Source organism: Reyranella aquatilis (assembly GCF_020880995.1).
Classification (GTDB): Bacteria; Pseudomonadota; Alphaproteobacteria; order Reyranellales; family Reyranellaceae; genus Reyranella; species Reyranella aquatilis.
In genome coordinates this window covers 175,436-196,511 of record NZ_JAJISD010000013.1, presented here as the reverse complement: position 1 = coordinate 196,511, position 21,076 = coordinate 175,436, and the positions used below count along the sequence as shown (strand labels likewise).

Annotated in this window: 15 protein-coding genes and 1 tRNA gene; 11 read left to right on the top strand and 5 right to left on the bottom strand. The window is 63.7% G+C overall.

The window, feature by feature from the left end; all coding sequences use genetic code 11:
* Nucleotides 1-317 precede the first annotated feature (317 nt).
* A complete protein-coding gene (locus tag LJ725_RS25130; RefSeq protein ID WP_230553698.1) occupies nt 318-1,538 on the top strand; it encodes an NAD-dependent epimerase/dehydratase family protein in 1,221 nt (406 codons plus the stop codon).
* 89 nt (nt 1,539-1,627) lie between these two features.
* Entirely contained in the window at nt 1,628-2,572 is a 945-nt protein-coding gene (locus tag LJ725_RS25125; RefSeq protein ID WP_230553697.1) for an NAD-dependent epimerase/dehydratase family protein, read from the top strand.
* Nucleotides 2,573-2,654: 82 nt separating this feature from the next.
* On the opposite strand, the gene LJ725_RS25120 is transcribed toward LJ725_RS25125, so the two are convergent.
* The 3 genes from LJ725_RS25120 to LJ725_RS25110 all read right to left on the bottom strand — a co-directional run bounded on the left by LJ725_RS25120 (nt 2,655) and on the right by LJ725_RS25110 (nt 5,083).
* Nucleotides 2,655-3,746 carry a hypothetical protein gene (locus LJ725_RS25120; RefSeq protein WP_230553696.1) on the bottom strand — a complete coding sequence of 364 codons (1,092 nt, stop codon included), beginning with the start codon at nt 3,744-3,746 and terminating at the stop codon, nt 2,655-2,657.
* Between the two features lie 83 nt (nt 3,747-3,829).
* The gene (gene rfbD, locus LJ725_RS25115; RefSeq protein WP_230553695.1) at nt 3,830-4,798 is read right to left on the bottom strand and encodes a dTDP-4-dehydrorhamnose reductase; all 969 of its coding nucleotides are present in this window, start codon (nt 4,796-4,798) and stop codon (nt 3,830-3,832) included.
* Between the two features lie 211 nt (nt 4,799-5,009).
* Nucleotides 5,010-5,083, bottom strand: a tRNA-Gln gene (locus LJ725_RS25110).
* Between the two features lie 114 nt (nt 5,084-5,197).
* On the opposite strand from LJ725_RS25110, the gene LJ725_RS25105 reads away from it, so the two are divergent.
* The 4 genes from LJ725_RS25105 (at nt 5,198) to guaB (ending at nt 9,094) form a co-directional block, all read left to right on the top strand.
* Nucleotides 5,198-6,265 carry a Ppx/GppA phosphatase family protein gene (locus LJ725_RS25105; RefSeq protein ID WP_230553694.1) on the top strand — a complete coding sequence of 356 codons (1,068 nt, stop codon included), beginning with the start codon at nt 5,198-5,200 and terminating at the stop codon, nt 6,263-6,265.
* Nucleotide 6,266: 1 nt separating this feature from the next.
* Nucleotides 6,267-6,959: an RlmE family RNA methyltransferase gene (locus tag LJ725_RS25100; protein ID WP_230553693.1), complete on the top strand. Its 693-nt coding sequence runs from the start codon at nt 6,267-6,269 to the stop codon at nt 6,957-6,959.
* Between the two features lie 33 nt (nt 6,960-6,992).
* Nucleotides 6,993-7,502, top strand: coding sequence for a DUF1993 domain-containing protein (locus LJ725_RS25095; RefSeq protein ID WP_230553692.1), 510 nt, complete (start codon nt 6,993-6,995; stop codon nt 7,500-7,502).
* Nucleotides 7,503-7,630: 128 nt separating this feature from the next.
* A complete protein-coding gene (gene guaB, locus LJ725_RS25090; protein ID WP_408015772.1) occupies nt 7,631-9,094 on the top strand; it encodes an IMP dehydrogenase in 1,464 nt (487 codons plus the stop codon).
* Here guaB and LJ725_RS25085 read toward each other — a convergent pair.
* Nucleotides 9,076-10,122 carry an SGNH/GDSL hydrolase family protein gene (locus tag LJ725_RS25085; protein WP_230553690.1) on the bottom strand — a complete coding sequence of 349 codons (1,047 nt, stop codon included), beginning with the start codon at nt 10,120-10,122 and terminating at the stop codon, nt 9,076-9,078. The genes guaB and LJ725_RS25085 overlap by 19 nt on opposite strands.
* A gap of 1 nt (nt 10,123) precedes the next feature.
* Nucleotides 10,124-11,194, bottom strand: coding sequence for an SGNH/GDSL hydrolase family protein (locus tag LJ725_RS25080; protein WP_230553689.1), 1,071 nt, complete (start codon nt 11,192-11,194; stop codon nt 10,124-10,126).
* Between the two features lie 31 nt (nt 11,195-11,225).
* On the opposite strand from LJ725_RS25080, the gene LJ725_RS29250 reads away from it, so the two are divergent.
* From LJ725_RS29250 to LJ725_RS25055, 5 genes are all read left to right on the top strand, one after another.
* Nucleotides 11,226-12,770 (top strand): RsmB/NOP family class I SAM-dependent RNA methyltransferase, encoded by a 1,545-nt coding sequence (locus tag LJ725_RS29250; RefSeq protein ID WP_230553688.1) that lies wholly within the window; start codon nt 11,226-11,228, stop codon nt 12,768-12,770.
* Nucleotides 12,767-13,345, top strand: a complete 579-nt coding sequence (locus LJ725_RS25070; RefSeq protein WP_230553687.1) for a GNAT family N-acetyltransferase — start codon at nt 12,767-12,769, stop codon at nt 13,343-13,345. The genes LJ725_RS29250 and LJ725_RS25070 overlap by 4 nt, the downstream gene beginning before the upstream one ends.
* Before the next feature lie 302 nt (nt 13,346-13,647).
* Nucleotides 13,648-15,198: a glutamine-hydrolyzing GMP synthase gene (guaA, locus tag LJ725_RS25065; protein WP_230553686.1), complete on the top strand. Its 1,551-nt coding sequence runs from the start codon at nt 13,648-13,650 to the stop codon at nt 15,196-15,198.
* Nucleotides 15,199-15,219: 21 nt separating this feature from the next.
* Nucleotides 15,220-19,557, top strand: a complete 4,338-nt coding sequence (locus LJ725_RS25060) for an AAA family ATPase (protein ID WP_230553685.1) — start codon at nt 15,220-15,222, stop codon at nt 19,555-19,557.
* Nucleotides 19,554-20,966 carry a hypothetical protein gene (locus tag LJ725_RS25055; protein WP_230553684.1) on the top strand — a complete coding sequence of 471 codons (1,413 nt, stop codon included), beginning with the start codon at nt 19,554-19,556 and terminating at the stop codon, nt 20,964-20,966. The genes LJ725_RS25060 and LJ725_RS25055 overlap by 4 nt, the downstream gene beginning before the upstream one ends.
* Nucleotides 20,967-21,076: the final 110 nt, after the last annotated feature.

The following is a 21,076-nucleotide window of genomic DNA, read 5'->3' as shown; positions in this document are numbered from 1 at the left end:
GAGGATAACGGGCGTTATGAGCGACATTGCGACAGCTTTCGTTGCCTGAGGGGCGCCTAGCGGGCGGCTTCTGCGGCCGCGTGCCGGGCCGCGATATAGCCGAAGGTGAGGGCGGGGCCAATGTCACGAAGATCCACTGAAAATGATTATGATTTTGCGATAACGCAAAATTCATGTGGGTTACCCGTATTGCTATGCGAGTAGTTGCGTGGAAGAGCCGTAGTGACGGGATGTCGCGGAGCTACGAAAGATTTTCAGCCTTTTGGCTACGAATCTGGCGTAAACTTCCTAATTCGACGTCGTATTTGGAGGGTTAAGTGGCAACCAAAGGGGCAGTGATCGTATTTGGAGGCGACGGCTTCTGCGGCTGGCCGACGAGCCTGCATCTCAGCCAGACCGGCTACGACGTCGTCATCGTCGATAACTTCTCGCGACGCTGGATCGATGCCGAACTCGGCGCCGAGTCGCTGACCCCGATCAGCACGATGGACGCCCGCCTGAGGGCCTGGCGTGAGGTGACCGGCAAGGAGATCGCGTTCCACAACATCGATGTCTCCCGCGAATTCGACGAGATCAAGAACCTGCTGAACCGGTACAAGCCGGTCGCGATCGTCCACTTCGCCGAGCAGCGCGCGGCGCCGTACTCGATGAAGTCGGCCAAGCACAAGATCTACACCGTCAACAACAACCTCAACGCGACCAACAACATCCTGGCCGCTGTCGTCGAGACGGATCCCAGCATCCACTGCGTCCATCTGGGCACCATGGGCGTCTACGGCTACGGCACGGTCGGTTCGGTGATTCCCGAGGGCTACTTCAAGGTCAAGGTACCGCTGCCCGACGGCAGCTTCGTGGATCAGGAGATCCTGTACCCGGCCAATCCCGGCAGCATCTATCACATGACCAAGACCCAGGATGCGCTGCTGTTCCAGTTCTATGCCCGGAACGACAAGCTGCGCGTCACCGACCTCCACCAGGGAATCGTCTGGGGAACGCAGACTCCGGAAACGGAACTCGACGAGCGCCTGATCAATCGCTTCGACTATGACGGCGACTACGGCACCGTCCTGAACCGCTTCCTGATGCAGGCTGCCGTCGGCTATCCTCTGACGGTGCATGGCACCGGCGGTCAGACGCGCGCCTTCATCCATATCCGCGACACCGTGAATTGTGTTCGTATCGCGATCGAATCGCCGCCGAAGGCGGGAGATCGCGTGCGCATCATGAACCAGATGACGGAAACCCACCGCGTCCGTGATCTCGCCAAGCTCATCCGCGAGCTGACGGGCGCGCAGATCGAGAATCTCAGCAACCCGCGTGCTGAAGCCGACGAGAACGAGCTGAAGGTCGCCAACAAGAACTTCCTCGAACTCGGCCTCAACCCGACGACGCTCCAGCATGGCTTGCTGCAGGAGGTCACCGAGATCGCCCAGCGCTACAAGGATCGCTGCGACCGCACGAAGATCCCGTGCGTTTCGTACTGGTCGAAGGAGCGCGCCACGGCCGCCAGCGCAGCCGACAAGGTTGCCGCGCAGTAAACAGCGCGACGTCGTTCTCAGGTTGCGAATCGGCGCTCTGCGAGGAGCGCCGATTTCGTTATGTCCTTTAAGCTTGCGTGAGGTGGCCCATGTCCAAGATCTTGATTACGGGAGGTTGCGGCTTCGTCGGTTCGAATCTGATCCGACAGATCGTCGAGCAGGGCAGGGACAGCCGCATCGTGGTTCTCGACAACGAGACCATGGGCTCGCCGCGTGACTTGCCGGATATCGATCTCGACTATCACAAGGGAGACATCTGCGATCCGGCGGCAGTATCGCGAGCGGTGAGCGGTTGCGACACCATCATCCATCTCGCCGCCAATACGCGGGTCATCGAGTCGATCGAGGATCCGACCCTGAACTTCGAAGTCAACGTGCGCGGGACCTTCAACATCCTGATGGCCGCGCGGGATGCCGGGGTCAGCCGGGTTGTCATGGCGTCGACCGGGGGAGCGATCCTGGGAGATGTCGAGCCGCCGGTTCACGAAGGAATGGTTCCCCAGCCGGCGGCGCCCTATGGGGCCTCCAAGCTCGCGGCCGAGGGCTATGGGTCCGCCTTCTCCGCCTCCTACGGAATGCAGGTGACCGCGCTTCGCTTTTCCAATGTCTACGGTCCGCGCTCCTATCGGAAGGGCAGCGCCGTCGCGCACTTCTTCAAGCAGGCTCTCGATGGCAAGCCGATCACCGTCTATGGCGACGGGAGCCAGGTGCGGGACTTCGTGTTCGTGGCTGACTTGTGCCGCGGCATCCTTCAGGCGATCGACGCGAACGTGTCCGGAGCATTCCAGCTCGGTTCTGGCAAGCCGACGACGATCAACGAGCTTCTCACCGAGATGAAGAAGGTCGTTGGAACAGGCCGCTGGCCCGACGTGAATTTTGCCGACTGGCGCGCCGGCGAGGTGCGACGTACCTATTGCGACATCACCAAGGCGCGAACGGGTTTCGGCTTCGAGCCTGCTACTCCCTTGTCTCAGGGGCTCGAGGCGACCTGGCAGTGGTTCCTGTCGCAGGTCGGAGACACCGCCAAGAAGTAGGCTCCGCGCATGATCGGCGCCAGCTTCATGTCTGGCGCCGGTTGCGGTTCAGCTGCCCGAACCCTGGGCGGGAACCTCGTTTTCAGGCGACGAGGTCGGTTCTCCGATGATCGGCGCCGCGGTGCCCTGTGCTGATCTTTACCGCTTCGCGCTCGTTTTCTGCGCCTGCGCCGACCTCGCAGAGGTAGCGTGCCGCCCTGACGACATTCTGGACACGGCGCAGCTGCTGCTGCGCGATCTGGTCGGCATACTCCGATTCGATGAACGCGAGGTACTGCTTCGCAGCGTCGAGGCCGCGGGCATTCAGAATGACCCGCAGCTTCGCGAAGGACATGATCAGGCGGCGATAGGGATCAATGGAGCGCTGCGCCGCGCGTGAGACGAGGGCAATCTCCTGCTCCCCGTCCAGCGGGCCGGCGAACAACGCGGCGACCTCGTCGCGGGTGATGCGGTGCTTGAGCCTGAAGATCGCGCTCGAAGAAATCTCTCCGACATATTCGAACTTCGAGGCGAAATACTCCTGGTGGATGTGAATGAAGGGCAGATCGCCGTTGAGGTAATCCTGCTGGATGACGAGCGACCGCTTCGGGATCAGGCGCGGAAGATACTCATAGGCGGCGAACTCGGAGATCGCCGACGCCTTCAGAACATCGAGAAACAGGATCTCGACCGGCAGCCTGCGATCCTTCGGAGTCTCCCCGATACGTCCGGTTTCGAGGATGTCGCCCAACCTCAAATCGATCAGGTGCCGGGCGTCGCGGATATGGGCTTCGATCAGGGGGCCGAAGGAGTCTCCCGCCTTCAGATCCAGTCCGATACCGTGCCGCTTGAAAGACAGCAGCATCTGCTGGTTCGTGATGCCCAGTTCCAGGGAGATGATGGGACGCCCCCAGCGCGCTGCGATTTCCTCTACGCGCGGGTTCTCCTTGACGCCATTGCCCAGGCACGCACTCGACGCGCCGAGAAAGATTCCCGCATCCACGATCAGCCCGGCGCCGGAGTAGTAGCTCTTGGCGATGTTGAACAGGAAGCGGCGCTCCAGATCAGACATCATCGATGGCACGGAACTCGCCACTTCGGGGATTTCGCCGAGGTAGCCGTCGAAGGGCGGCGCGAGGTGCGCCTGGTGAAGGGGCTTGGGGCGATGCATCGGAGGTGGCAGGTCGCTCGGCATCTCGGGTGCGACGTTCATGAATACCTCCAGATGCTGCAACTATGGTCCGGGAAAAGCTGCATGTCGATAATGGCCGGCGGCTGCTAGGTCAACGAACCAAGCCGTGGGTCGTTCGAATGCGGCGAGGTGTCGTTTGGTGCTTTCGGAAGCAGGCTGTCGAGTACTTCTTCGAGCGCGGATTGCCAGGGACGCGGGGCGATACCGAAGTCCCTGGAGAGGCTCGCGGTGCAGAGTACTGAGTAAGGCGGACGCAGGGCGCTCGATGGTCGGCTGCGCGTCGATATGGGCTCGACGGGCACGGACCTGGCGTTTCGCCGTGCTGCTCCCTGCATCGTGGCAACGGCCACGGCATGCCATGTCGCGGGTCCTTCGTTGGCGAAATGGTAGGTTCCGACGGGACATTGCGGATCTTCGATCAACCGCAGCGCAATGATCTGGAGCGTTGCCGCGAGATCGGTTGCCGAAGTGAGACGGCTGGTCTGATCGTCGACGACCTCGAGATGATCCAGCCTTTGGGCGAGGTTCAGCACGGTCTTTACGAAGTTTTTCCGGAACGGGCTCACGACCCAGGACGTCCGCAGGATTACGTGACGCGGATTTGCCTGCCTGACCAGATTCTCGCCGGCGGCCTTGCTTGCCCCATAGGCATTGAGAGGATGGACGGGATCGAACGAACGGTACGGCTCGGTCGCCGTGCCGTCGAACACATAGTCCGTCGAGAGATGAATGAAGGGCGTACCTCCACGGGCGGCGGCTGCCGCCAGCAGTCCCGGGCCGGTGGTGTTGACCCGTGACACTGCCGGCTCGCCCGATTCCGCGGCTTCGACTTCAGTGTAGGCGGCGCAGTTGATGACACAGGCCCACTTTCCCTCCCTGAAGACGCGGTCGATCGCGTCTTCGTCCGTGATGGAGAGCGAGTTGTGTGATGGGGCGTGCACCGTGAAACCAGCGGGCCATTTCAGTCGGCATAGAGCCGTGCCCACTTGTCCACTGCCGCCCAGAAGCAGAATGCCCCTGGTCTCGCCGGACGTGCTCGGAAAGCCTGGTTTCATTGCCTATGAAGGCGGTCCAGCTACATCAGGAACGCGCGGAGCCCCAGATGGAAACCCAGCATCGTCGCGGCCTGGGTAATGGACAGTATCCACGGATTCGTGATGGGACCGCTCTCATGTTCAGGCTTCATCGTGTGCAGCCTTCAATGCCTGTGATTGCAACCATTGTGCAAAACATCAAGGCAAAATCAAGGTTGGACTGTACAGGAGGTGGCTGGGGGACCTGGATTCGAACCAAGACTAACCGGGTCAGAGCCAGTTGTTCTACCGTTAAACTATCCCCCAAGGACCTTGCGGACCTCGCGCGCCGCACGATTTAGCGATCACGGACGGGATTGGCAAGCGGCGCTCGCCGTCCGCGAAATCCTCGGTTAGCATCCTCCCAACAAAGAGTGGCGAATGACCGGGGAAACCACACTCAGGGGAGGCTGGCACAGCGGTCGATTTGCGCACACGTTCGCTGCCATCGATCTCGGCACCAACAATTGCCGGCTCTTGGTGGCGAAGGCATCGGTCGAGGGTTTTGAGGTGATCGATGCCTATTCTCGCCCCGTGAGGCTGGGCGAGGGGGTGGCGCTTAGCGGCTCGCTCTGTGGCGAGGCCATCGAACGCACGCTGCATGCGCTGGGCGTCTGCGCGTCCAAGATCGAACGCAATCACGTCACTCGTGCCCGGCACATTGCCACCGAGGCCTGCCGCCGTGCCTGCAACGGCGAGGATTTCCTCGGACTCGTGAAGTCCCGCACCGGCCTCAGCTTCGACCTTATCCCGCCGGCCGAGGAAGCGAGGCTCGCGCTGGCGAGCTGCGAGAATCTTCTTGATCCCGACATTCCCTACGGTCTGTTGATCGATATTGGCGGCGGTTCGACCGAAGTGAGCTGGATCCGCGTGATGCCGCGCGACGGACGGCAGGGAGGTGTGAGGACCGAGCTGCTTGGCATGACCTCCGTGCCATGGGGGGTGGTGACGCTGACGGAATCCTGCACTCGCGGGCAGCCGCGCGAGCGCCCGCTGACCCGCGCCTGCTACGACGACATGGTCGAGCGCATCCGCGCCGACCTGCGGCCGTTCTGCGCCCTGCACCGGATCGGGCCGGCGATCGCACGCGGCGAGGTCCAGCTGATTGGCGCTTCGGGCACCGTGACGACGGTTAGCGCCCACCATCTCGGCCTGAAGCGCTATAACCGCACCCTGGTCGACGGTTCGCGGATCGGCCGAGAGGAAGTCTTGCGTATCTGTGAAGAGCTTTCGGTGATGTCGGTCGACCAGCTTACCCATCTGCCCTGCATCGGCGACGACCGGGCCGACCTTGCCTTGGCCGGGGGAGCGATCCTCGAGGCGGTGTGCCGGCAATGGGCTGCACCGGTCATTCGGGTCGCCGACCGCGGTCTCCGGGAAGGCGTCCTGATGGACCTGATGCGCCAGGCCGATCGCGAGGCCGACCAGGCCTGCCGCCGGGGCCACTGAGATGGCTCGCGACAAGAAGGGCAGCCTGCCCACGGGGCGGCGCGCCACGGTGCGTGTGAAGACGGCACGCGGCCGCACCGTTTCCTCGCAGCGCTGGCTGCAGCGCCAGCTCAACGACCCCTATGTCGAGGAGGCCAAGAAGCGCGGCTACCGCTCACGCGCGGCCTTCAAGCTGCTGCAGATCGACGACCAGTTCAAAATCCTGAAGCCCGGGGCGCGCATCGTCGATCTCGGCGCGGCGCCCGGCGGCTGGACGCAGGTTTCGGTCGAGCGCGTCAGCTCGGGCAAGAACAAGGGCGTGGTGATCGGCATCGACCTGACACCGGTCGAGCCCATCGCGGGCGCCACGGTGCTGGCCAAGGATTTCTATGACGAAGATGCGCCAGCGATTCTCACGGAGCTGCTGGGCGGGCCGGCCGACGTGGTGATGAGCGACATGGCGGCGGCGGCGACGGGGGAGACCCAGGTCGATCATATGCGCATCATGGGACTTGCCGAACTCGCGCATGATTTCGCGCGCGAGATCCTGAAGCCCGGTGGCGCCTTCGTCGCCAAGGTGCTGCGCGGCGGCACCGAGCGGACGCTGCTCGACCGGCTGAAGAAAGATTTCGCCAAGGTGCGCCATTTCAAGCCGGAGGCCAGCCGGGCCGACTCGGCCGAGATGTATGTCGTCGGGACCGGCTTTCGCGGCTAGGTTTTCTGGCTCGGTCCAACCTGGGAGATTTCCATGTCGCTTGGCATGTATGCCGCCTCGATTCCCGTCTATCAGCGCCAGCTCGGCGCGCTGGCCAAGGTCCTCGAAAAGGGCTCGGCCTGGGCGGCGGCGAAGAAGGTCGACGAGGCGGTGCTGGGGGCGACCCGCCTGACGCCGGACATGCTGCCGTTCACGCGCCAGGTGCAGATCGCCTGCCGCTTCGCCGAGGAGAGCGCGGCGCGGCTGGCGGGTGCCGAGGTCCCGGCGCCGCATGACAATGCGGAGAAGACTCTGGGGGACCTGCAGAAGCGCATCGCGGCGGTGCAGGCCTATATCAAGGGTTTCAAGGCCGAGCAGATCGACGGCAGCGAGGGACGGGAGGTCGTGCTGACGATCGCCGGCAACCCGCTCAAGCTCACGGGCGAGCAGTATCTGCTGCACTTCGCGCTGCCGAACTTCTATTTCCACTGCACCACGGCCTACGCAATCTTGCGCCAGTCGGGCGTGGAGATCGGGAAACGCGATTTCCTGGGCGCCGTTTAGGGACTCCTGTGCATAACGGCCCCGCGTTACTGCACTTGGCTTGTGCGCGGCGGTGTGTATAAAGGCTCGCCAACCCGGCGGCCCTCTCCGAGGGCCGCCGTTTTCATTTCTCCTTCATGGAGGTTGGTATGCAGATTCAGGAAGCGCTCACCTTCGATGACGTCCTCCTGAAGCCTGCTGCCTCGTCGGTGCTGCCCGGACAGACCGACACCCGCACACGCCTCACGCGGACCATCGAACTCAACATCCCGCTGATGTCGGCGGCGATGGATACGGTCACCGAAGCGGGTATGGCGATCGCCATGGCGCAGGCCGGCGGCATCGGCGTCATCCACAAGAACCTCGATGCCGAGGCGCAGGCCAACGAGGTCCGCCGGGTCAAGAAATTCGAAAGCGGCATGGTGGTGAACCCCGTCACCATCCATCCCGACCAGACGCTGGCCGACGCGCTGGCGCTGATGGAAGCGCACCAGATCTCGGGCATTCCGGTGGTGGAGCGCGGCAGCGGCAAGCTGGTCGGCATCCTCACCAACCGCGACGTGCGCTTCGCCACCGAGAACGCCATTCCGGTGAGCAAGCTGATGACCAAGGAGAGGCTGGTCACGGTGCGCGAGGGCGCGACCAAGGAAGAGGCCAAGCGGCTGCTGCACCAGTATCGCATCGAGAAGCTGCTGGTGGTCGACGCCAACTATCGCTGCATCGGCCTGATCACCGTCAAGGACATCGAAAAGGCCAACAAGTTCCCCGGCGCCAGCAAGGACGAGAAGGGCCGCCTGCGCACCGCTGCGGCGACCGGCGTGGGCGAGGACGGGCTGCGCCGCGCCCAGCTGCTGATCGACGCCGACGTCGACGTGATCGTGGTCGACACCGCGCATGGCCATTCGCGCGGCGTGCTCGAGGCCGTGACGCAGGTAAAGAAGCTCAGCAACTACACCCAGGTGATGGCCGGCAACGTCGCCACACGCGAGGGCGCCCAGGCGCTGATCGATGCCGGCGCCGACGCCGTGAAGATCGGCATCGGCCCGGGCTCGATCTGCACCACCCGCATGGTGGCGGGCGTCGGCGTGCCGCAGCTCACCGCGATCATGGAGGCCGCCGAAGCCTGCCGCGCCGCGGGCGTGCCCGCGATCGGCGACGGCGGCATCAAGTATTCCGGCGACCTCGCCAAGGCGATCGCCGCCGGGGCCGACTGCGCCATGATCGGCTCGCTGCTGGCCGGCACCGACGAGGCGCCGGGCGAGGTGATCCTTTACCAGGGCCGCTCCTACAAGTCCTACCGCGGCATGGGCTCGATCGGCGCCATGGCGCGCGGCTCGGCCGACCGCTACTTCCAGCAGGAAGTGCAGAGCACGCTGAAGCTGGTGCCCGAGGGCATCGAGGGTCGCGTGCCCTACAAGGGCGCGGTCGGCAGCATCCTGCACCAGCTGGTCGGCGGCCTGCGCGCGGCGATGGGCTATACCGGCAACGGCACGATCCGCGAGATGCAGAGCAATTGCCAGTTCCTGCGCATCACCGGCTCGGGCCTGCGCGAGAGCCACGTGCACGACGTCGAGATCATGCGCGAGGCGCCGAACTACCGCGGCGGCATGTAGGGCCGCAGCGCCTCCGCGATCCGCTCCGCCGCGATGCGGTGGCCGAGCGGGCCGGGGTGCGATGACCTGAACATGGCGGCGTAGCCGTCGCGTTTCACGGCCGCGTCGATCGCATCGAACAGGTCGAGCGTGCCGAAGCCCGCCGCGCGGGCGCACTCCAGGACCACGGCCGAGAGACGGCGCTGCTCCTGCGCATACTCCGCATTCTTCCAGACGTACGGATCGTATTCCGCCACCACGAGCGTGGGCACGTTCAGCGCGGCCAGCCGCTTCATCATCGGGCAGGCCATCGTCGCCCCGGTGCCGCGCGGCAGCACGCGCAAATGGTCGATCGACCATTCGTACTGCCAGCCCTTGTGACGCAGGATCGTGTCGACCAGCACCGACCAGCCGAACAGGCGCTGCCAGGGATCGAGCGTCGCGACGGGCGGCGGTGAGGGCGGGACGGGGACGTTGCGCAAGGCGAGCGTGCCGCCGGCCGGCTCGAAGTACGGCTTCTCCGCGCCCCAGACGCGCTTCATCTCAGCTCGCCGCAGGTCGTCGGCGATGAAGACGAGGACCAGCGCCGCCGGCCTGATCTCCGGCACCAGCCTTTCGGCGCGCAGCACAGACTGGTCGAGCCCGTATCCGCTCACGCCGGCGTTGATCGTGCGGCGTCCGATCAGCGGCTGCAACAGCGCCGCCCAGGTCTCGCCGTCGCTCACCTCGTCGCCATGGGCGTAGGAATCGCCGACCGCGAGCACGGGCGGTTCGGCCAGCACCGCGCCGGCCGGGGCGGGCGTGAGGCGATGGCCGTGGAGATCGTAGGTGACGCCGTCGGCGCGGAAGCCCGGCCGCAGCACGAAGCCCAGGTCGCTGTCGCGCTTCAGCCGCCCGTCGCTGGTGCCGCGCGTCTCCTGGCGCTCCTTCAGGATGATGTTAGACCAGTCGAGCAGCGCGGCCGGCCCGCGCACGAGGCGGCAGCCCAGTTCGAGCAGCAGCAGCCCGACCAGCAGCGAGCCCACGACCAGCGCCGCGCGGCTCAGCATGTCAGGGCCCCTTGAGCCCGAGCGCATCCGCGACCAGCCGTGCGATCAGCGCGTTGCCGGCGGCATTCATGTGCCACAGCACGTAGAGGTCGCGCGGTCGCGGCGTGGCCGCCATCGCCTCGTAGGTGTCGAGGGTCGCCAGCCCGTTCTTCCCCGCGCAGGCCAGCAGGCCGGCGGTGAGACGACGCTGCTCGGCCGCGAAGCGCGGATCGTCCCACACGACGGGATCGTACTCGGCGACCAGCAGGAGCTTCGCGCCGCTGCTCTTCTGCAGCTCCGCGAGGCGCGCCGTCAGCAGGCAGGATATCCGCTCGCCGGTGCCGCGCGGATGGACGCGGATGTGGTCGCCGTACCAGTCGTGCAGCTGGTCGAGGCGCCGCAGGATGAAGTCGAAGGCGAAGGAATAGCCCAGCGTCTTCTGCCAGAAGCTGAGCGTCTCGCGCGCCGGCGCACGCGGCGGCACGGGCACGTTGCGCAGGCGGAGCCCGTCGCCCTCGAGATCGAAATAGGGTTTGTCGGCGCTCCACAGGCGCCGCATCTCGGTGCGGCGGATGTCGTCGGCGATGAAGGCGACGACGATCGCCTCGGGCCTGTAGAGCGGCGCCAGCGCCTCGGCGCGCAGCACGATCTGGTCGAAGCCGTAGCCGCTCACACCGCCGTTCAGCACGCGCCGGCCGGTCAGCCGCTGCAGGTCGGACGGCCAGGTCTCGCTATCGCCCACCTCCTCGCCGAAGGTGAAGGAATCGCCCACCGCGAGGATCGGCGCGCGCGCGCCGGCGGGAGCCGGACCCGTATCGCGCAACCCGTTGGCGCCGATCGTGATGCCGGCGGCGGTGTAGCCGTCGCGCGGCACGTAGCCCAGCCGCCCGTCATGCGCCGTGCGGCCGGTATCGCGCTCGGACAGCACCTTGCGCGCGTCGAGCACGAAGTTCGGCCAGGCGAACAGCCAGCTCCACGTGGCGGCGCGCAGGCCAAGTTCCAGCAGGCCGAGCCCGACGAGGAGGGAGAGAAGGACGAGGGCGGCGCGACGGAACGGCTCGGAGCGGGGACGTTGCGCGTCGGGCGTATTCATCGTAGCGGCATGCTTTGCAAGGGAGACAGACGTGACACCGGGCGCGCGGGTGGCGGCCACCATAGAACTCCTCGACGAAATCGTCAGCCATGGCCTCTCCGGTGAGAGAGGACGGCCGGCCGATCTCGTCGCCAATGCCTATTTCCGGTCGCGCCGCTTCATCGGCGGCGGCGACCGCCGCGCCGTGTCCGATCGCGTCTGGAGCATCCTGCGCCGCTACGGGCAGCTCTCCTGGTGGCTCGACCGCACGCGCCATCCCGACCGCGGCGCGCGTGCCATCGTGGCCGCCGACCTGATGCTGGTTGAGGGGCTCGACATGGGCCAGCTCGAGAGCCTGTTCGACGGCGGCACCTACCGGCCGTCGCGGCTCGACGAGGCCGAGTATCGCGCCCTGCGCCAGATGGAAGGCCATTCGCTGCCCCATCCGGATCAGCCCGATTGGGTGCGCCTCAACGTCCAGGAATGGGTCGCGCCGCATTTCCGCGAAGCCTATGGCGACGGCTGGGGGCGTGAGGTCGCCGCGATCGAGACACCGCCGCCGGTCGACCTGCGCGTCAACCGGCTGAAGGCGACGGTCGAGCAGGCGCGCGAGGCGCTGGCCCGCGAGGGCATCGAGACCGACACGATGCGCTATGCCCCCGATGGCTTGCGTCTGCGCCGCCGGCTGTCGGTGGTGAAGGGGAAGGCCTTCCAGGACGGGCTGGTCGAGATCCAGGACGAGGGCTCGCAGCTGGTGGCCGCCCTGGTCGACGCCCAGCCCGGCATGCAGATCGCCGACTATTGCGCCGGCGCCGGCGGCAAGACGCTGGCGATGGCCGCGCGCATGAACAACAAGGGCCGCGTCGTGGCGATGGACGTCTACGAATCGCGCCTCGACCGCTCCGCCCAGCGCCTGCGCCGCGCCGGCGCGCACAATGTCGAGCGCCGCCCCATCGACGCCGACAACCGCAAATGGCTGAAGCGCCAGGCCGGCGCCTTCGACCGCGTGCTGGTCGACGCGCCCTGCACCGGCACGGGCACCTGGCGGCGCAATCCCGACGGCCGCTGGACGCTGCGGCCCGAGGATCTCGCCGAGCTGGTCCCGAAGCAGGCCGCCATCCTCGACGCCGCCGCGAAGCTGGTGAAGCCCGGCGGGGGGCTGATCTATGCCACTTGCTCGGTGCTGCCGGCGGAGAACGAGAAGCAGATCGCCGCCTTCCTCGAGCGCAACGACGGGTTCGAGGTCGTGCCGGTCGAGGCGCTGTGGCGCGACATCCTCCCCACCGAACCGCCGGCCGACGCCGGCAGCACGCCCTATCTGCGGCTCTCGCCCCTGAAGCACGGCACCGACGGCTTCTTCGCCGCCGCCCTGGTGCGCAAGGAAGCGACCCGGGCCGTGGCGGCACCGCGCGCGACCGCCGGGGCGGGCGCGGAAGCGACGGAAGAGGGCGCACCGGACGCCGTCGCCGAGACGGCGCCTGACCCGGCTGCGGAGGCGGGAGTGGATGCGGCTCCCGTGGCCGTTCCGGACGTGGCTCCTCAGGCCGCCCCCGAGGCTCCCGACGCTCCCGAGGGGCCGCGCGAGCCGTCCGCATGATCCGCATCCGCCGCGCCGCCCGCCAGGACGCCGCGGCGATCGGGCGGGTCCATGTCGAGACCTGGCAGGCGACCTATGCCGGCCTGCTGCCCGACGCGATGCTGGTCGCCATGTCGGACGTGCGCCAGTCGGCCTGGTGGTCGCAGCTCCTGCAGGACCCCGCCGAGGCGCGGGGCGTCTTCGTGGCCGACGACGCGGAGATGGGCGTCGTGGGCTTCGGCAGCTGCGGCCCGCTGCGCGACCCGCCGGACGGGCTGCCCGAGGGGCTGGACGGCCGCGAAATCCGGGTGGGCGAGGTCTACACGCTCTACGTCGAGCCCGATTTCCAGAACCAGGGGCTGGGGCGCCGCCTGCTCGACGCGCTGTTCCGCCAGCTCAAGGCCGACCGCTGCGACACCGCCGTCCTGTGGATGCTGGCCCGCAACCCGACCCGCTTCTTCTACGAGGGGCTGGGCGGCGAGCGGGTGGGCGAGCGCACCGACACGATGGGCGGCACCGACGTCGAGGAGATCGCCTACGCCTGGCGCGACCTCGGTGCGCCGCTGATCCGGCGCCGGCTGGCGGAGGACGACTGACCCTTCTTCTACCTCCCCCGTCACACGGGGGAGGCCGGGAGGGGGAAGCGGCGCTGCGCTGGCCAATGGTCTTCGTCCCCCAGGCCACCCGCACATCCTCATCCTGAGGAGGCCCGAAGGGCCGTCTCGAAGGATGGGCCACGCACACCGCGCCCGTTGCCCATCCTTCGAGACGCACGCCTGCGGCGCGCTCCTCAGGATGAGGGCCCTGGTGTGACCTCGGACCTGTTCGATTTCGGCCCGATCCCAGCCATCCACACCGCGACGGTTGCCGCCCCGGCCGGGCACGCTTATATCGCCCCATGACCGACCGTTTGCTGATCGTCGATTTCGGTTCCCAGGTTACCCAGCTGATCGCCCGCCGCGTGCGCGAAGCCGGGGTTTACTGTGAAATCCTGCCCTTCCAGTCCGTCGACGACGCGAAGATCAAGGCGTTCGATCCACGGGGGATCATCCTCTCCGGCGGCCCGGCCTCGGTGACCGAGGGCCAGTCGCCCGCCGCCCATCCCGCCATCTTCAAGGCCGACGTGCCGGTGCTGGGCATCTGCTACGGCGAGCAGACCATGGCCAAGGAGCTGGGCGGCTCGGTCGAGAGCGGCCATCACCGCGAGTTCGGCCGCGCCGAAGTCGAGATCAAGGCCTCGACCCGCCTCTTCGAGGGCGTCTGGCAGCCCGGCGACCGCAAGCAGGTCTGGATGAGCCACGGCGACCGCGTGACCAAGCTGCCGGCCGGCTTCTCCGTCGTCGCCACCAGCGAGAACGCGCCCTTCGCCGCCATCGCCGACGAGAGCCGCGGCTATTACGGCGTGCAGTTCCACCCCGAGGTGATGCACACGCCCGACGGCGCCAAGCTCCTGCGCAACTTCGCGCTGAACATCGCCGGCGCCAAAGGCGACTGGACCATGGCCGCGTTCCGCGAACGCGCCATCGCCCAGGTCCGCGCCCAGGTCGGCAAGGGCAAGGTGATCTGCGGCCTCTCCGGCGGAGTCGACTCCAGCGTCGTGGCCGTGCTGCTGCACGAGGCGATCGGCGACCAGCTCCAGTGCGTGTTCGTCGACCACGGCCTGCTGCGCAAGGACGAGGGCGAGCAGGTCGTCCGCCTGTTCCGCGACCACTACAACATCCCGCTGATCCACGCCGACGCCTCGGAGACCTTCCTGAAGGCGCTGGCCGGCGTCAGCGACCCGGAGAAGAAGCGCAAGACGATCGGCGCGCTGTTCATCGACGTGTTCGAGGCCGAGGCCAAGAAGATCGGCGGCGCCGAATTCCTGGCCCAGGGCACGCTCTATCCCGACGTGATCGAATCGGTCTCCTTCACCGGCGGGCCTTCGGTGACGATCAAGAGCCACCACAATGTCGGCGGCCTTCCGGCGCGCATGAACATGAAGCTGGTCGAGCCGCTCCGGGAGCTGTTCAAGGACGAGGTGAGGGCGCTCGGCCGCGAGCTGGGCCTCCCGGCCGACCTGGTGAACCGCCATCCGTTCCCGGGCCCGGGCCTCGCCATCCGCATCCCCGGCGACATCACCAAGGAGAAGCTCGACCTGCTGCGCGAGGTCGACGCCGTCTATCTCGACGAAATCCGCAAGGCCGGCCTCTACGACGAGATCTGGCAGGCCTTCGCCGTGCTGCTACCGGTCCGCACCGTCGGCGTGATGGGCGACGGCCGCACCTACGACCAGGCCTGCGCGCTGCGCGCCGTCACCTCGACCGACGGCATGACCGCCGACTACTACCCCTTCGACCACGCCTTCCTCGGCCGCGTCGCCAACCGCATCATCAACGAATGCCGCGGTGTGAACCGGGTGACCTACGACATCACGAGCAAGCCGCCGGGCACGATCGAGTGGGAGTGAGGGGGGCGTTCCCGGGTGACTATGCGATCTTCGGCCTCGGCGGCGATCGGATATAAGCGACCGGGAATTATTCGCGCCGGCTTTCGCTATCAAGACCTCGTCGCGATCGAAGTTCTGATCCGGTTTTATAGAGACCGGACGCTGTACCAATGGGTCGAACTTGACTCAGATGATAAGCAGTTTGGTGCAGTCGATGACGTCGTTGCCTGTCGTCCAGATGGCCGCTTCGAGCTCTTACAAGTCAAGTTCACGCCAGATCCGAGCGCCGCAGCCACTGCTTTGAATTGGTCATGGTTGCTCTCGCATCGGCCGAAAGGCACGTCACTTCTTCGAAAGTGGTCACAAACTGTGGGTCGACACGCTCTTGCCGGTGGCTTGGCGAGTGCCGGCCTTCGGACGGATCGCATCCCTGATCCGGCGGTCGCAGCTTGCTTGGTCGGCTCGCGCATCGATTTCAGGCGCGTAGATGCTGAGGTCCAAGCAGAAATCGTAAAGCAAATCGGAAGCACAACTGACGCGGAAGCGTTCTTCGCTGTATTCGACTTCCACCACTCCGAGCCAATCCTTGAGGATTTAGAGAATCGTCTTCGTTCCGACGTTGCCTTCGACATCGATGGGTCGGCTTGGCTTTCGTTCCGGGACGCAGTTGAGTCCTGGGCTACACTCAAGTACCGGCCGGAACCCGATGGGAGGATTCTTCACGAACATCTTCGGCAAGTGCTCTCTCTGCGCCGCCCACGCCCGTTACCTCAGGACTTCGAAGTACCAGCCGGCTATCAGCCCCCAGACGCTGAGTTTGCCGATAGCTTTCTCCGAAAGATATCGGAAGTGGACGGCGTCACAGTACTTGTCGGGCCACCCGGGCGCGGAAAAAGTACATTTCTAAGCCATTGTGTCGAGGAGCTATCAGACGAGGGCCTGATCGTCATCCGGCATCATTACTTTCTCGACCTCGCTGACAAGAGCGCCGGGCGCTTCCATTACAACGAGATCGCTAACTCCTTGACGTCGCAGTTGCGTGCCCAGAGCCCGGGAGCAAGCTATGACCCTAATGATCTTTCCAGCGCAATTGTCTCATCTGGCCAGGCCCAAGCCGACGCTGGAAAGCGACTCGTGATCGTGATCGATGGACTGGACCACGTCTGGCGCGAAGGGCGATCGAAAGAGCACATGGCGCAGTTGTTCGCCGAACTACTACCGATTCCACGAGGCGTCGCGCTAGTAGTTGGAACGCAACCTGCGCCCGACGAAGAACTGCCGGTGAAACTGCTTCAGCACGCGCCGCGAGCGGCATGGATGGAGCTCCCCCTTATGTCGCAGGACGCAGTTAGCCACTGGCTCAAGGAGCAAGATGTGGCCGGACGTCTGATCTTCGCTGCGCGAGACCTTGAAGTGCGTTCCCGGGAGAGAGCGACGCTCGCTGCCGCCTTCTTCGAGATCTCGGGCGGCCTCCCCCTTCACCTGATTTATGCATTCGAGGATCTTGCTCGGACAGGCGCCCCACTAACCGTTGAGATCATCGAAGCGCTGCCATCCTGCCCGAGCGGTGACATCCGTCTCTACTATGCGGCACTATGGTCCAGAGTTGGTGCTCGAGGGCAGGATATTCTCCATGTCCTGGCAGCGCTCCTGTTTGCAATGCCACCCTTAAGTCTTAGACAACTGTTCGCAGAGCCCGGAGATGCTGACGCCCTAGCCCGTATTGATCACTTGCTAAATCATCGCGACTTAGGCGTGTACCCGTTCCATGGTAGCTTGTTCGCCTTCGTGCAGGAGCAGTCAGGCAGTGCATCGGCACTGGCCGCTCACCGAGAAAAAATCCTGACATGGCTAAGTCAAAGTGCTCCGCCTTATTGGCGCTGGGCTTGGCTATGGCTAACGCAAGCGCAGCTTGGGGACGACGTCTCGCTCGTAAACGCTCCCGATCGGCCCTGGGTTCTCGCCGCGTTAGCCGCAGCCTATCCGATCGATCAGATCAGCCGAATCCTGAGAGCAGCTGAGGAGGCTGCGTTTTTACACTTCGATCTACCGCGTACACTAGAACTACGTCTTCTCCGGTTACGCGTGCAGAATGGCGCAGAGTTTCAAACAGACCGATGGGATCTCTTTCTTGCTGCGGCCGTCGAGGTCACCGCCGATCTTTATCCTCTCGCCGAATTGAGAGCCGACCTTCTTGACCTTGACACGACTTCGATGGCTCTGGTGCTCCGTCGCGCAAGTCCCAGCGAACGCACGGGACTTGCGCGTCAGGCGGTGGACGAATTTAACCGTCGCTTAAAGCGCTTATCCAAACGGAGCTTTAATTGGCCGCAGGATTTGCCTGACTCGATCGGTCAGGTGATTGCACATTTAAGTAAGCACGACGGTGCGCGCTTTGTAGCGTTTTGCCAGCAATTCCAGAACCCCGATGCGCCCCTAACAGCGTTCGCCCGTGAAGCCCTCCGAATGCAGCAGCCTAGGAAAGTCCTGGAGCTTGCTGGCATTGCCAGCGGCCCGGAATTCAACACCGAAGTCTTCACCGCCGCTTGCTTAGAGCGTCTCGATCCTTTCAACATCGGCCTAGAGGTGGTGGAGGATCCTCGACGGCATGCGCTTTCTTTGCTCCTCGGAGGGGCGCCGCCGCCGCTAACTACGCCCCTGGAACTCGCTCCTCTTTTCGAGGAACGCGATCTGAGTGGCGGCAATGTGGAAACGCGTTCGCTCTTAAGCTCCTTTTTCTTTCGCGCCTTCTGCGCGGCTTTTGCGAAAGGCGAGGTGCGGCCCGTCGTCGCCGAGCCTTCTGCATCCTCGGATCAAGCCTGGTTAGTGCCGGTACTCGAAAATCTTGCCGATATGGCTGAGGCTGTTGCGAAGGCATGGAGCGAGTACGGTGAGCCACCCACGATGGCCGCGCTCTATGCAGGACTTAACCCAACAGTATCGCCTGAGGGGTCCTATGAGGTGCACGCTCGTTACCAAGCCTTGCGCCAGGCAATACTCGACATCGGCATTGATCTCCAGGTGCTCAGCCTTGCCGTTGCTCGTGAGAATTTCATCGATGAAATTGACATAACGACAGCATCGGAATCACCATTCTGGTTGAATGAAGGCTGGCTGCATGCCTTCAGCACGCGTCCGTTGCGTCTCCATACGCAGGCCGGAGCTCAAGCGCTAGCTGATCTACTTTTCAAAGAGCTGGACCAAGGGGTAACGCAATTTGCTGAACGAACGGAACTTTGGATTCGCCTTAGCCTCTTCTGCGGTGAGCATGGGTTGACACAAGCTGCAGCTGTTTTTCTGCAGCGCGCCGCCAATGGCCTCATTGGATACGGTTGGAGAAAGGACGTCTTCGGATACGAAGTGCTGACGACACTCGAGCTGTTGCACGAGCATGGCGATTCAGATGCTGTCAAAACATTGCTGAGCCTCGCACCGATTCTTGACCAAATTACCGAATTCACAGACGGTGATGAGACCGACCACATCAAAATTGAGTTCTACAAGCTGTTGGCGCGGTACGCGCCGCAGCAAGCCGCGCGTGCCTATGGGTACTTAATCCACTGCGAAGAGTGGCGCTACGCAAACGAACTACTGCTTGAGCTTGTGTCGACCCTTCCGCCTGGGCCGCGCCGCGAGGCTCTGCTATCGACCTTTATTCAACCGACGGAGCAGCGTTGGTTGGCATCTAGAGATCGCGGAAAGGACTCTGATGGGCTGATCGCCATTGCGCGCGTCAAACGCTATCTCGGCCCAGCCAATGTGGACGACACTGAGAAGCAGAAACCCGAATCTACTTCGTCAATGGAGCCGCAGTTCGATTTATCTAGCTTTGGTCCTGACAAGCTCAATGAACTAGTCTCAGCACTCAAAGAGGCTGGAATTTTCAACCAACGTAATATCCTTCAACGCTGGTTTTCCCACTGGGCCTGTTTGGGCCAAGGCCACGAATTGCTTCGGTCTCTGGAGGCTTCCAGAATTGATGACGCGCTGCGGGATTTTTCTGAGCTTTATGATGAAGCGTTTCGACTTTCTCTCAAACTGGAAGGGCGTAGCGCGGCATTTAAGTGGCTGGTTGTTGGGCATCGCGCAAATTATGGCTGGCAGCGTTGGCACAGTAGTCATGACGACGCGATCGCAAGACTGGATGCAGTCGCGGAACATTACCCGGAGCGTTGGCGTGAATTTGTGCAGGAAACTGCCAGAACGAGAGCGGATCGAAGACGAGATCAACCGCTCGTGCTGGGCCTTAGTCGCCTCATCTACCTGCTTCTGAAAGTTGGAGAGAAAGAGCTCGCTAGGGCTATTGCGGAGAAGATGGTCGGCACACTTCGAGCTGAGACTAAAGAGCAGCCGTTGCCGGTACTCGGATGGGCCTCGTGACGCCGCCGGAGATCGAGCTCCTGCTCCACCGGATGCTTTGGCCTGTCTTTCAAGTGCGATGGGAAGCTGCGCGGCGGCTCGCAGAACTGATAGATACTGGTGACATTGAGGCTGCGCGAGGCCTCATTACTTGGATATCGGAGCGGCGATTAGAAAGTGAAGTAATCATTGGCCTTTCGGTCATCGACACTTTCGATCTTGCTTCGCACTTTAACTATAACGCGGTGGTATCGGCCGTAAGGGCTCCTTCGCATCTTAGCGATACGCTGATGCAGCGCTTATTCAATCGCTCGCCAAATAGCTGCTACGGTTTCGGCGAAGGCACACCAAGAATCAACGCGCATATCGCTGCCTATTTCCATAAGAAGATGGGGCAGGCTATCCCGCTTTCGTTCCAGTCCACGTTCGAATTCCTGCAAGAGAGAACTGGCCTGCCGTTCCTTGCTCGGTGGGAATATGAATGGCAATGGCTTCAAGGCCATGTCGCTGAACCATTGTCATCGAGTCCTCATTGGTTCAGTTGGGAGGATCAACGAGGCATTGGACACTTCGATTTGCGCCAAAGGGAAGTCTATTTGTCGGCTTTCCTGCGTACTCTTGCATATGCGGCTCATGCATGGGGACTGGATCGGGGCGCCGCAGAACGTATCGCTTTGGAGATTTGCCCCCTAGATCGCGGGTTGGCCAGACTAGTCTATGGTGAACGGCCTTCTTGGACGCAGGGGCTGGCGAGTTCAGCGTTATCGCCTGCATCGATCTCAGACTTGGTTTGGAAGAGTGCCGAAGGCCAGTTAGCCAGCGGGCGCGCTCTGTTGTCGGTGCGCGCCGTCGACATTTCTGAACTCGAGTTCAAAGAGATTGAAGTCGATCTCGTTGCCGGTTGCGCCTGTTGGTCGCTTCCCGAAGATCGTGAAGGTCTGTCGCCGCTGGAGCACCTCTGGCTCCGTGTGAGTGATCCACGCGACTTTCAAAGTGTGCTTATCTGGCCACCCAAATCCATCCCGAAGCCACCTTATCCTCTGACTGTCGTCGCGACTCCGGGCGAGTATGCGCGCTGGCACATAGACTTGTTCCCAACGCATCTCCAAGTAGCGTCACCAGAAATGTTCAACCACGAGGCCAAGGTAGAACTTCGGGATAACGGTATCGGTCTCGCTGTTTCTAGGCAGGATGCATCGGCTACCAGGATCTGGAATACTTCTTGGAGCCCAACCAAACCTGATATGCTCAGCAGCAGGATCGGCAGAGCAACAGACGTGCGGACTGCTGACCTCCAATTGTTTCTGGCGCAAAAGAAGCTTCGTACCCGAAGGTTAGCGTATATCCGAATGGGCCGTCGCAAGACTGAATACAGCGACTTCGAGGTCGAGCGTACCGTATTTTGGCTCGATGAAGATGATGGCTGCTAGCCTTGCGACACGACAACATGACTGGGGCCCTCTCAAAGGGAATTAAAAGGCACAATCAGCCGCAACGGCGCGATCCGGCTGAGCCTTGCGTTGCCGCGTCTTTCCCGCCA

Excerpts from the sequence above, each read along its gene's own strand:
- guaA (WP_230553686.1), top strand. The coding sequence starts at position 13,648 with ATGACCGACCGTTTGCTGATCGTCGATTTCGGTTCCCAGGTTACCCAG.
- LJ725_RS25070 (WP_230553687.1), top strand. The coding sequence starts at position 12,767 with ATGATCCGCATCCGCCGCGCCGCCCGCCAGGACGCCGCGGCGATCGGG.
- rfbD (WP_230553695.1), bottom strand. The coding sequence starts at position 4,798 with ATGAAACCAGGCTTTCCGAGCACGTCCGGCGAGACCAGGGGCATTCTG.
- LJ725_RS25125 (WP_230553697.1), top strand. The coding sequence starts at position 1,628 with ATGTCCAAGATCTTGATTACGGGAGGTTGCGGCTTCGTCGGTTCGAAT.
- LJ725_RS25085 (WP_230553690.1), bottom strand. The coding sequence starts at position 10,122 with ATGCTGAGCCGCGCGGCGCTGGTCGTGGGCTCGCTGCTGGTCGGGCTG.
- LJ725_RS25095 (WP_230553692.1), top strand. The coding sequence starts at position 6,993 with ATGTCGCTTGGCATGTATGCCGCCTCGATTCCCGTCTATCAGCGCCAG.
- LJ725_RS25060 (WP_230553685.1), top strand. The coding sequence starts at position 15,220 with ATGCGATCTTCGGCCTCGGCGGCGATCGGATATAAGCGACCGGGAATT.
- guaB (WP_408015772.1), top strand. The coding sequence starts at position 7,631 with ATGCAGATTCAGGAAGCGCTCACCTTCGATGACGTCCTCCTGAAGCCT.
- LJ725_RS25120 (WP_230553696.1), bottom strand. The coding sequence starts at position 3,746 with ATGCCGAGCGACCTGCCACCTCCGATGCATCGCCCCAAGCCCCTTCAC.
- LJ725_RS25100 (WP_230553693.1), top strand. The coding sequence starts at position 6,267 with ATGGCTCGCGACAAGAAGGGCAGCCTGCCCACGGGGCGGCGCGCCACG.
- LJ725_RS25105 (WP_230553694.1), top strand. The coding sequence starts at position 5,198 with ATGACCGGGGAAACCACACTCAGGGGAGGCTGGCACAGCGGTCGATTT.
- LJ725_RS25080 (WP_230553689.1), bottom strand. The coding sequence starts at position 11,194 with ATGAATACGCCCGACGCGCAACGTCCCCGCTCCGAGCCGTTCCGTCGC.